This window comes from Aliisedimentitalea sp. MJ-SS2 (genome assembly GCF_032586155.1).
GTDB lineage: Bacteria > Pseudomonadota > Alphaproteobacteria > Rhodobacterales > Rhodobacteraceae > JAWHTC01.
Genome location: NZ_JAWHTC010000006.1, coordinates 167,221 through 178,228, shown reverse-complemented (window position 1 = coordinate 178,228; position 11,008 = coordinate 167,221). Strand labels below are relative to the sequence as shown.

The following is an 11,008-nucleotide window of genomic DNA, read 5'->3' as shown; positions in this document are numbered from 1 at the left end:
ATGGCACCAGACCCTGAAAAACCGCATCTTGCTGGAGAACTACTACCTGCCGGGCGACCTCAGGCAGCAGATCGACGGGTCCTGTCAGAAGGATTCGAGTTGAGCAGGGTAGGGTGGTTTTGTAACGTCCACCCATGACAAAACGTGACCCGTACAAGTACTTTCACAGCAGTCCCGAAATCATTCGCCTGGCGGTGATGCTGTATGTTCGCTTTCCACTTTCGCTTCGGAATGTCGAAGACCTGCTGTACGAGCGCGGTATCGACATCAGCCACGAAACCGTGCGCTTCTGGTGGAACCGGTTCGGTCCGATATTCGCGTCAGAGATCCGAAGAAAACGGGTTCAGCAACTTCGTGCCCATTCGAATTGGCAATGGCATCTCGACGAAGTTTTCGTAAAGATCTATGGTGAAACCCACTATCTGTGGCGCGCAGTTGATCACGAAGGCGAAGTGTTGGAATCCTATGTCACCAAGCGTCGTGATCGCAAAGCTGCATTGAAATTCCTCAGGAAAACAATGAAGCGCTTTGGAAAACCACAAGTAATCGTGACCGACAAATTACGCTCTTATAGCCCCGCGATGAAGGTTATCGGCAATGCTGACCGACAGGAAACCGGGCGCTGGTTGAATAACCGGGCCGAGAATTCACACTTACCTTTTCGACGAAGAGAGCGGGCGATGTTGCGTTTCCGCCGAATGCGAAGTTTACAGAAATTCATCACCGTTCACTCATCAGTTCACAATCATTTCAATCAGGAACGCCATCTTTACTCACGCGCAAGTTTCAAGCTCAACCGTGCCGCCGCTCTCGCTGAATGGCGCCAAGTTGGCGCGTCATAAAGAGCAGCGCCGCTGTCCTTGCAGAGACTGGTTCGCATCCGTCTGACAGCACCGCCACTTTTTCTCTTCTCACCATTTGGATAGTTTGCTGTATTTGGATGTACTCCCATGTTCTGTCGGGATTTCTCCGCGGAGAGTTATTGTACGCGCTTTCTTCGATTTGCCTCATTTGCTTTCCTTGAGTGGTAGAAAGTGAGGTGATTTGGGCAATAGCCCTTACTGGAAAGCTGACCAAGAATCTGGTGGCGCATCTGGGGTCAGGGCATCATGGCGACGGAACCGGTCACTACCTGGAGGTTGATCCGTCAAGCGGCGAAAACGCTGAACTGCTCGGTCGCGACTATCCGAAGTTGGATCAAGACGGGCCCGCGGGTTTTGGCAGACAACACACCATACCTGATCGATGGTCACGATCTCCGGGCCTTAGCGCGGCAAATGTTGGAAGCTAAAATGTTGGAAGCTAAGAGGTGGAAAAAGCCAAAGACGAACACGCACTGGAACTCCTTCGCTCGCCTGTGCTGCAAAGGCTACCATAATCCGTACCTGCCGATCGTCGGTTGCATTCACATTGCATCAGGAGAAGGGCAGGTATGGGCTAACTATCGCGGCCGATTTATCCGGATCGGGCAAGGCCCGCGTTGCCCCGCATAACAGAGTTTCGCTGTAGTTACTCTCAAGGTTGGCAATGCGGGACAAAAAGGCCGGTTCCGTCGAGCGATCGTATGGCGGCCTTGGCGGTCTTATACAAGAACGTGCTTCCATTGAGTCGGTGCCACACTGTCAATGGTTTGTTCGCTAAGGAGCTACACCTTTGATGTTCAACCCCTTTGGATTTGCACCATCGGGACCTAAACAACGACACTAGCCGACAATTTCACCACATCGTGATCTGCCCGCTTATTGACGTTCCTGCGCTGGAACCAATCAAACGCATCGAAACCGGGCGCATATTGCCCGGACAAACGAAGGGGCAGTCATGACAGGCGCCAGTAATCAATACACGATCACGCGTCGGCGGCTTTTGTTTAGCGCCAGCGCAGTCGGCGTGTTTCCTGCTTCGGTGGTGCACGCTCAATCCACGGTTTCTGCAGAGGTTCAGGAGGAAACGACGGCTGTTCGCCGCAATGTGTCGTCCTTCACAATCCATGACTGGCCGGATCACTTCGAACGCCTGGGACGTGGCATCATCATTTCCGACACGACCACCCGCGTGTTGCAGCATTGGACCGAGGACGGCGAGATGCGGATTTACCCGACATCCGTACCGTTGACGGACGAACTGACCAAGCGCGGATATACCGAGATCGTCGAGAAACGGAAGAACCCGAGTTGGGCGCCTACACCGTCAATGCGCAAGCGCAACCCTGAATGGCCGACCGTGATAAAGGGCGGCGACCCTCAGAACCCGATGGGCTCGCGGGCCTTGTACCTGTCCTGGCAGTATTACCGAATCCACGGCACCCATGACACGCGCAAGATCGGCAGGCGCTCGTCCAACGGGTGCATCGGCCTTTACAACGAACACATCGAAGAAGTTTTCGAACGTGCGACCATCGGCACGCAGGTGAAACTGATCTGATCATCCGTTGAAGAGGCTAGAATGGACAAGCTAACTTTGTTGATCGGCGGGGTCGTTGTTGCAGGCGCTGCGGTGATTTTTTTGAATGCCAGTCAAGATCCGGCTAGCGGGCGGTCGGGATCACTCGCAACCCCGGCAGCTTCGGGGGCCGGTGCGCCGATGGTATCCGTGAAAGTGCCAGATGACCTGAGCGCACTCGCCAAGATTGGCGAGATTGCGTTCAACGGCAATTGCGCCGCTTGCCACGGTGAGAACGCAACCGGCCTTGATGGTGCCGGGCCACCTTTGGTGCACAAGATTTACGAGCCCAGCCACCACGGCGATGCCGCTTTCTTTCTGGCCGTTCAAAATGGAGTACGGTCCCATCATTGGCGATTTGGCAGCATGGCCCCAGTGGAAGGCTTGACCCGCGCCGATGTCAAAGGCATCGTAGCCTATGTTCGCGAATTGCAACGGGAAAACGGGATCAATTAGGCGGTGATTTTGAGCGGCTTCAGATTTGGGCAGTGGATGGCGGCGGTAACAGTGCTTTTTGCGGGCCTGTTTCTGTTCGCCGATCAGGCATACGCCCATGGGACTCACGACGCTTCTCCGCCTGCCGCAGCGGAACAATCTCTTGAAGAGGCGCATGCAGAAAGTGGCCATCCCGGGCATTGCCATGGCGGTACGTTTTGCAGCGGTGTCGCGGTGATGATTGCTGCCTATTCTGCGCCTCAACTCAGCGCCCCCACCGCCCGAGCGGTGATTTCGTCGCCTGTGTTGCGGGCGTTGTCCATTACGCTTTACGATCCACCACCGCCGCGAGTTTTGTCCTGATTCAAAAAAACAATGCGCCCGCAGTCGGGCGCTGATTTCAATTTTTGACAGGACAAGATCATGAAAATCTCGAAACTGACAGCCGGCGCCATCGCCGCGTCGATCATTTCCGCCGCCGCCCTGGCACACGGCGGCGCAACCGGCATCGTCAAGGAACGTATGGACGGAATGGGCGTCATGAAGGAAGCCATGAAAGTGCTGACGCCGATGATGCAGGGCAAAACGGCCTATGACGCGGCCACCGTTCGCCGCGAGGCAAAGAATATCGCGGCACATGCCGGGAATGCCCTGACCAAGCTGTTCCCTGAAGGTTCGCTCGACAAACCCTCAGTGGCAAAGCCCGAAATCTGGCAGGATTGGGCAACCTTCACGGCCTTGGCAGATCAATTGCAAACCTTCTCCGACGGTCTGGCATCGGCATCAAAAAACGGGCTGATGATGACTGGCACGGCGCAAGGTGGGATGATGGGCAACACCACCACTATGGGGTCTGGCATGATGGGCTCTGGCACCATGATGGGCTCTGGTACCATGATGGGTGGTGGCATGATGGGAGGTGGTGGCATGATGGGCGGGCAACCTGATCCTGGTGCCCTGGCACAAATGCCAGCCGATGGCGTGTTCATGATGCTGAGCCAGACCTGTTCAGCATGCCATACGCGTTTCCGCACTGAATGAGCCTGTCAGATGAAACGTATCATTCGTTTGGGCCTTGCCGGTGCCGTTATGGCGTCGGCGGGTCTGGCTGCGGTGGTGGCATGGCCGATCGGCGTGCCGCCCCGACCCTTTGATTTGGCCGGAAATGTAGACCGCGGTGCCTATCTTGCGCGCGCCTCGGGCTGTATCGCCTGTCACACGGATGTCGCTGGAGGAGGTGCTCCGCTGGCGGGCGGTGTAAAGTTTGAGACACCGTTCGGCACGCTCTACTCGCCCAACCTGACAACTGACAAAGTGCACGGGATCGGGGGGTGGACATTGGAGCAGTTCGCGGTGGCGGTTCGTCAAGGGATTTCCCCGGATGGCCAGCCCTATTATCCGGCCTTCACCTATCCATTCTATGGCAATTTCACCGATCAGGACATTGCCGATCTCTGGGCGGCCTTCCAAACGGTCCCGCCAATGGCAAAGGCTTCGCAAGATCAGGACATGACCTTCCCATTCAATCAACGGTGGGGTCTGAAGCTATGGCGGGCGGCGTTTCTGGAGCCTCCCAGAACCAATCCCATTCCGGGCAATGATGATGTTTGGAATCGCGGGCGTTTGTTGGTCGAAGGCGCCGCGCATTGCGCTGCCTGTCACACTGGCCGCAACTTCGCAGGGGCCAGAAAGTCTGATACCGAGCACTTCAAAGGCAGCGATGCCTTGCCGGGCGGAGGCAAGGCCCCAGCGATCGACTTTGACTCCTTGAAAAAGAAGGGTTGGACGCTTGACAGCCTGGCCTTCGCTTTGCGCACCGGCATCACGCCCGATGGCGATGCGTTTGGCGGCGCTATGGGCGAGGTGGTTCTCTATGGAACGAGCTTTCTGACCGAAGAAGATCGCCGGGCCATGGCCACCTACCTGCTTGACGATCATTCGGGTGGGTGAGGTCAAAACAATGATGGAATTCGCAAAGAAAGGAATGCGTGTGGAACTCAATCGCCGGAAATTCATGGCAGGCGCAACGGCAATGTCTCTTGTGCCGAGCGTCGGGAGGGCCGCGACGGCCCCCCCCACGCTAGAGGCCAAGCCGGGGCGCGTGCGCCTGATCACCGCGGAATTCGGAGATTATCCCGAGACCGAGATTTGGGGATTTGGCGGAGGCGTGCCGGGGCCGATGATCCGGGCAAGGCAGGGCGACGTGCTGCAAAGGCGGCTGGTCAACAACCTGCCGCAACCGACCTCGGTACATTGGCACGGGTTGCGGGTGCCTAATGCAATGGATGGTGTGCCGGGCATGACGCAGGACGCCGTCGCACAGGGCGGTGAGTTCCTTTACGAGCTGCCTCTGAAGGATGCGGGAACCTATTGGTACCACTCGCACAACCAATCCACCGAACAGGTTGCTCGCGGCCTCTACGGTGTCTTGATCGTGGATGAGGAGCAGCCACCGGAGGTCGACCACGATGTCACCATCGTGCTGGACGACTGGCGGCTGAGCAAAAAGGCGCAGATCACCGACGATTTCGGAGCGATGCATGATTGGACCCATGCCGGGCGCATGGGCAATTACATTCATGCGCATTTGGCCCCGCAGATTAGTACGGTTGAGCAAAACCAACGGTTGAGGCTCCGCTTCGTCAACGTGGCAACGGACCGGATCATGTCGGTTTCGCTGAACGGCGTTGCCGGCAAGATCGTTGCCCGCGACGGCATGCCATTGGAAACGCTGGAAACCCCCGAGGTGATGGTGTTTGGCCCGGCCGAACGCGCAGACCTGATTGTCGATGTCACGGCAGCCGTCGGGGAAACGGTGCAACTGGTCATTCACGAACGCGACACCGGCTATCTGCTGGAAGAAATCGAAGTGACCGGACAGCACGCGAAAACCCCGCGCGGTCCGGTGCCACGCCTTCCCGGCAACCCGATCGAACGGCTGACTGACCTCAAGGCCGCGCGTTCGGTTCCGCTGAACATGGAAGGCGGAGCAATGGGGGGATTGCGTCAGGGCAAATACAAAGGCCGCGTGATGAGCCCGCAGGAACTGGTCCGGGAAGGTCAGATCTGGACGTTCAACGGCGAGGTGGGTTTGCCCGAGGCGCCTCTGATCACGGCGCAACGGGGCGAAACCATCCGGATACCGATGCAAAACAACACCGTGTTCCCGCATGCCATGCATTTGCACGGCACGCATTTCCAGGAGGTCCTACCTGATGGAACGTTTGGCCCTCTGAAAGACACCATCCTGATGGATGCGCGAGAAACGCGCGAGATTGCCTTTGTCGCCGACAACCCCGGTGATTGGCTGTTGCACTGCCACATGCTGTCGCATCAGGCCGCCGGGATGAAAACCTGGCTGCGAGTTACATGAGAAAGGAAACTTTAATGAAGCAACCACTCGCTGCGGCGGTTTTGGCTTGGCTTGCGTATGCCAGTCCCGGACTTTCGCAGGAACAGCCCGAAAACTCCGATCCGTCACGCGGTGCCAATCTTTATGCGGAAAGCTGCGCCAGTTGTCATGGTGTTGACCTTGAAGGCCAACCAAATTGGCGCACGCCCGACGAAAATGGTGTCCTGCCTGCGCCGCCGCATGACAAGACCGGGCACACCTGGCACCACGATGACACGATGCTGTTCAGCTATACCAAACTTGGCGGGCAGATCACGCTGGAGCGTGCCGGAATAACCAGCGCCAAAAGCGGCATGCCGGGTTTTGAAGAAAGCCTGTCGGATCAGGATATCTGGGACATCCTTGCCTACATCAAATCGACCTGGCCGAAACGCGAACGGATGGCTCAGCAGCAACGCACAGAAGCAATGAAATGGGGATCAGATTGATATGAGAAACGTATTTGCATGGATACTTGCGGCCATCTTGTCGTTTGGAGCGGCCATCGCGCAAGCGGATGAGTTGACCAAAGACGACGTGAAGCGGCTGGCCCTGGAAGCGATCCTGGAAAACCCGGAAATCATCATGCAGGCGGTTGATATTCTGCAGAAGCGCGAAGCCGAGGCAGAAGCCGCTACTGCCCAAAGCGTCCTTTCCGAGCAACGCGACTTGCTGGAAAACGACGCCAATGCGCCAGTCATTGGAAACCCGGCTGGCGATGTCACGATCGTCGAGTTTTTCGACTACAACTGCCCCTACTGCAAACGTGCTGCGCCCGTCATCCAGAACGTGATCGGAGACGATACCGGGGTCCGCGTCGTCTACCGGGAATGGCCGATCCTGGGCGAGGGGTCGGTCTTTGCAGCCCGGGCCGCTTTGGCCGCGCGGAATCAGGGAAAGTATGAAGAATTCCACTGGGCAATGATGGAAATGAAACCAAAAGCCAACGAAGCAACAGTTATGCAAGTGGCGCGTGACCTCGGGCTCGACTTGGCCAAATTGAAGGTCGATATGGAGGCACCTGAAGTGGATGACCATATCCGGATTTCAATGATGCTGGCGTCCAATCTCGGTTTCAACGGCACACCATCCTTCGTGATTGGCGACGCGCTCGCACCCGGTCTGGTGCCGGAAGAGGAAATCAAACGCCTGATTGCAGAAATCCGGGCCGACCGGTGACTACCACGCAGCAACCCGATAAAGCCCGCGCGCCACTTTAACGGCGCGCCCTTTGCGTACAAGCTGTGCAAGCGCCCGAAAAGTAGCCTCGTGCGAAAGCCCAATCTCACTGGCAAAGTCGACCACTTTGCCGGTGAGCCATCCGTCGGAGAGTGCGGCAAAAACCCGATCTTCCGCTTTTGGGATGGCGAGGATTTCCAGCTTGCGGCGATACCTCTGCACCTGTCCCGCAAATCTCTGTGCCAGAGCAAGCCCAAAGAGCGGATCCTGCGCCATCGCTTGCAGGATTTCGGTTTTGTTCAGGGCGATGACCGTCGAAGGCGTCTGCGCGACAGCATTGCAATGATAGGTCGGTGAAAACAGGGCCGCTTCTGCGAATGTATCGCCAGCGGCAGCGCGAAAGACCGGCACGAGATGGCCAGCTTCTCCGTATCGAACAAGCCGGATGTCTCCCGACGCCAGAAAGTAAATCGATGTGGTCTTGTCCCCCTGCAGAAAAAGCCGTTCTCCGGCGTCCAATTTCTTGGTGCTAGCCGCCGTTGCGGGCAGGTGGTCGAACGGTGGGGGGAGCATGGCATCCACACTCTTTGTGATTTCTATCATATTTAAGCCCCCTCAATTCAGCACAATCGAAAACAGAAAGCCACGAAAGGATTCAGGCAACATGAAGCGCATTGTCATAGCCGCAGCAATTCTTACTGCCACTGCCATCGCGGCGGCAGCGCAGTCAGGCCACACGCATTCAGGAGCACATTCCGCTCCAACGGCACCTGGGATTGCCGAACCAGGCCAGGGCGCGTTTGCTGCCATTGCGGAAATCGTCGCTCTGCTCCGGCATTCGCCGGAAACCGATTGGACACAAGTCGATATCGAAGGTCTACGGGCCCATCTCGTCGACATGGACAAGCTGGTAATGCATGCCGAAACTGAGACGTCGTTGGTTGAAGACGGGCTGGAAATGCGCATCCGGTTGACCGGAGAGGGTGGCGCGGCCGTATCGCGCATGATACCTGCGCATGGCCCTGTTCTCGCAGCGGAAACAGGCTGGGACAGTATTGTCGTGCATGACGGAGACGCGCTTGTATGGACGGTCAGGTCGAAGGAGAATCCGCGTCAGATACAGGCGCTTGGGTTTTTCGGCCTGATGGCCGTCGGTGATCACCACCGCGAACACCATCTCGGTATTGCGACCGGTCACGGTATGCACTGAGTCTAGACGGTGATCGTGCTGGGATAACCTTCCTTGTTCAGTAGCGCCGCCACGCCTTCGTCCGTAAGACAGCTTGAAACGCCGATCTCGCAGGCGACCCTGTCAAATGAGACCGTCGCGGAAGCCTCTGTTTCCCCAATCGCCTTTTCAATCGTGGCTTTGCTGTGATCGCATCCAATGTCGGGAACGTTGAAGACGGTCATTACGTGTCTTCAATGACCTTCAAATTCACCGCTACTCCGTTACTGTGCTGGAACGTCAAGACAATCACCTCTTTGTGAGGCTTGAGCAAAGTCATGGAGCGAAGCGTGTGAACGTAATACCAATGACAAGGCCACAGTCGGCTTCAAGGCTAGGTTCAACCGCGTCGTACTGGTTCTGGACACAATAAGGGGAAACGCCATGCAAACATTGAAGACAAATCGCCGGAACGTTTTGATGGGTGCCGCAGCCGCCTTTGTCGCGTCTTCGCTGCCTGCGCTAGCTCAAAACAACTCCACGCTCCATGTCATCAAAGACCCCGACTGCGGATGTTGCGGCGCTTGGATCAAGATCATGCGCATGTCAGGGTTTGATGTGACCGTGCAGAACGCGTCGAACGAAGCCCTCTATGGCTACAAGCTCAGGAACGGCATCACCGAAGAACTTGCCTCATGCCATACTGCGACGATTGATGGATACTTTGTCGAAGGCCATGTTCCACCGGCGGATGTTCGGCGCTTGTTGGCAGAACGCCCGGACGCAATCGGCCTGACGGTTCCAGGTATGCCTTATGGTTCGCCAGGAATGGGTCCGGAAAGTGAACGAGATACGTATAGCGTTTTGCTGATCAGAAAAGACGGCGAGACCGAGGTTTTTGCCCATTACAACGGTGCCTGACGCGGTTCCAATTGCGGAAACCCGGTTCTGACGACGCTGGAAGACGGGACTGTCGTTGCGGTCTGGGGCACCAATCACGGGGCGGGAGAGTTGTATTTCCGTCTGGTCGATGGGCCTGCGGTTTCTGATGGCGTCGCGGGTGAGGACGTGGCGGTTCAGCTGGACGCTGTGTTGACCGACACCGACGGCTTCCGCGTCCCTGACCGTTACGCTGAGTGGCTTCCTACCGGGCACCACGTTCAATCTCGGGGCCGCCGGTGGCAGCGTAGTGGGCGATCACTTTGAAGGCGATGGCGGCCGCGACAAGCTACAAGATTCTGGGGCGAGCCCGTCTGCAAGGGTGGGCTCGTCTCGCATTTTATCACAGTAGCTGGTGACCCGGGCAATGCGGGTTCCCGATCCGACACATATCCCGGTCAGAGCAAACAGACGTCGCGATCCGCACGTCGGTTGAGCGCAGTCTAATGCCAGCCTCGGCATTGCGTCGGCGTGTTCTGAAGCGGGTGAGTCGACTGGCGATTTCGCGGTAGATCCGCAGTTTCGGCAGTGCATGGTATTTGTACGTTGCGGTCGCGTCTTGTAGCCGAAACGTCGGCGGTGTCACCACCGGATACTGTTTGCTTCAGACCGACACCGACCGCGATTCACCTTATCCCATCCGCGTTGATACCGGGGTAACCCGCCCGCCGAGTCATTCTATTTTAACAAAATTGCAGGTTCATTCCACGGTCGTGTAAACGGCTGGTTTACCCCTCTCTTCGAAGCTTTGTGCGCTAGGGCAGCGAACCGCGTGTCCCGGTCCCATTGGGCGTTGACGCCCGCGATCAGCTTCAGGAGGTTTTCATGGGAAATCAGCTTTTGCGTGCAGCGGTATTCGGGATTTTCGCAGTGGGTGTTGCCGGGTGCACGTCGTCGAAACAGACACCGACGCGGAATGCCTTTGTGTCGACGTCCGGGGTGGCCGTTGGTGTGACACCGGTCCGAACCGCGCCTAACCGGGCTGTCCCCATGCAGATATATCTGACGGGCTATAGTTACTGGGACAACACGCCGCGAGGGTCAGCGCGCATTGCCCGGCCTGTGATCCATCGCCAGGCAGGCGGCACCGGCACCTACAATGATCCGATCACGGTTGCCGTCGGCCACTCGAAACGGGGCGGGCGCAGCCGGATGGACTTTCCGGCCGGCACCCGGTTCTACTTCCCAAGGATACAGAAATACGGGATCGTGGAGGATCTGTGCGGCGATGGCCCGCGCCCGCAAAACGGCCCGTGCCACTCGGGCTATTCCGGGTTGCCCTGGCTGGACATCTATGTCGGTGGCCGTTCGGTCAGTGCGCGCCAAGCGGATCGGTGCATGGCGTCGATCACCGGGGTGCAGGCAGCCGTGATCAACCCCGCCCGCGGCATGCCGGTTCAGGCGGGAGAGATTTCCCTGTCGACGTGTCGAGCGATTTGAGATGCGGACAATCCGGA

At 57.5% G+C, this 11,008-nt stretch carries 14 protein-coding genes; 12 read left to right on the top strand and 2 right to left on the bottom strand.

The annotated features are described in order from the left end of the window. Window positions 1-134 precede the first annotated feature (134 nt). The 9 genes from RXV86_RS20845 to RXV86_RS20805 all read left to right on the top strand — a co-directional run bounded on the left by RXV86_RS20845 (window position 135) and on the right by RXV86_RS20805 (window position 7,444). Window positions 135-842: an IS6 family transposase gene (locus RXV86_RS20845; protein ID WP_316302465.1), complete on the top strand. Its 708-nt coding sequence runs from the start codon at window positions 135-137 to the stop codon at window positions 840-842. Between the two features lie 976 nt (window positions 843-1,818). Beyond that, the gene (locus RXV86_RS20840) at window positions 1,819-2,421 is read left to right on the top strand and encodes a L,D-transpeptidase (protein WP_316302464.1); all 603 of its coding nucleotides are present in this window, start codon (window positions 1,819-1,821) and stop codon (window positions 2,419-2,421) included. A gap of 21 nt (window positions 2,422-2,442) precedes the next feature. Further along, a complete protein-coding gene (locus tag RXV86_RS20835) occupies window positions 2,443-2,895 on the top strand; it encodes a cytochrome c (RefSeq protein WP_316302463.1) in 453 nt (150 codons plus the stop codon). 3 nt (window positions 2,896-2,898) lie between these two features. Beyond that, complete coding sequence (locus RXV86_RS20830; protein WP_316302462.1) at window positions 2,899-3,237, top strand: hypothetical protein; 339 nt, start codon at window positions 2,899-2,901, stop codon at window positions 3,235-3,237. Between the two features lie 60 nt (window positions 3,238-3,297). After that, on the top strand, window positions 3,298-3,915 hold the full coding sequence (locus tag RXV86_RS20825; protein ID WP_316302461.1) for a cytochrome c: 618 nt from the start codon (window positions 3,298-3,300) through the stop codon (window positions 3,913-3,915). A gap of 9 nt (window positions 3,916-3,924) precedes the next feature. After that, the gene (locus tag RXV86_RS20820) at window positions 3,925-4,824 is read left to right on the top strand and encodes a cytochrome c (RefSeq protein WP_316302460.1); all 900 of its coding nucleotides are present in this window, start codon (window positions 3,925-3,927) and stop codon (window positions 4,822-4,824) included. A gap of 13 nt (window positions 4,825-4,837) precedes the next feature. Beyond that, window positions 4,838-6,247, top strand: a complete 1,410-nt coding sequence (locus tag RXV86_RS20815; RefSeq protein ID WP_316302459.1) for a multicopper oxidase family protein — start codon at window positions 4,838-4,840, stop codon at window positions 6,245-6,247. A 14-nt stretch (window positions 6,248-6,261) separates the two neighbouring features. Further along, window positions 6,262-6,714 carry a cytochrome c gene (locus RXV86_RS20810; protein WP_316302458.1) on the top strand — a complete coding sequence of 151 codons (453 nt, stop codon included), beginning with the start codon at window positions 6,262-6,264 and terminating at the stop codon, window positions 6,712-6,714. 1 nt (window position 6,715) lies between these two features. Then, window positions 6,716-7,444, top strand: a complete 729-nt coding sequence (locus RXV86_RS20805; protein ID WP_316302457.1) for a DsbA family protein — start codon at window positions 6,716-6,718, stop codon at window positions 7,442-7,444. On the opposite strand, the gene RXV86_RS20800 is transcribed toward RXV86_RS20805, so the two are convergent. Further along, window positions 7,445-8,047, bottom strand: a complete 603-nt coding sequence (locus RXV86_RS20800) for a Crp/Fnr family transcriptional regulator (protein ID WP_316302456.1) — start codon at window positions 8,045-8,047, stop codon at window positions 7,445-7,447. Between the two features lie 61 nt (window positions 8,048-8,108). Between RXV86_RS20800 and RXV86_RS20795 the strand changes: the two genes are divergently transcribed. Next, window positions 8,109-8,654 (top strand): hypothetical protein, encoded by a 546-nt coding sequence (locus RXV86_RS20795; protein ID WP_316302455.1) that lies wholly within the window; start codon window positions 8,109-8,111, stop codon window positions 8,652-8,654. Window positions 8,655-8,656: 2 nt separating this feature from the next. On the opposite strand, the gene RXV86_RS20790 is transcribed toward RXV86_RS20795, so the two are convergent. After that, on the bottom strand, window positions 8,657-8,857 hold the full coding sequence (locus tag RXV86_RS20790) for a copper chaperone (RefSeq protein ID WP_316302454.1): 201 nt from the start codon (window positions 8,855-8,857) through the stop codon (window positions 8,657-8,659). A 199-nt stretch (window positions 8,858-9,056) separates the two neighbouring features. Between RXV86_RS20790 and RXV86_RS20785 the strand changes: the two genes are divergently transcribed. Further along, entirely contained in the window at window positions 9,057-9,533 is a 477-nt protein-coding gene (locus RXV86_RS20785) for a DUF411 domain-containing protein (RefSeq protein WP_316302453.1), read from the top strand. 843 nt (window positions 9,534-10,376) lie between these two features. Further along, on the top strand, window positions 10,377-10,991 hold the full coding sequence (locus tag RXV86_RS20780) for a hypothetical protein (RefSeq protein ID WP_316302452.1): 615 nt from the start codon (window positions 10,377-10,379) through the stop codon (window positions 10,989-10,991). The last annotated feature ends 17 nt before the right edge of the window (window positions 10,992-11,008 follow it).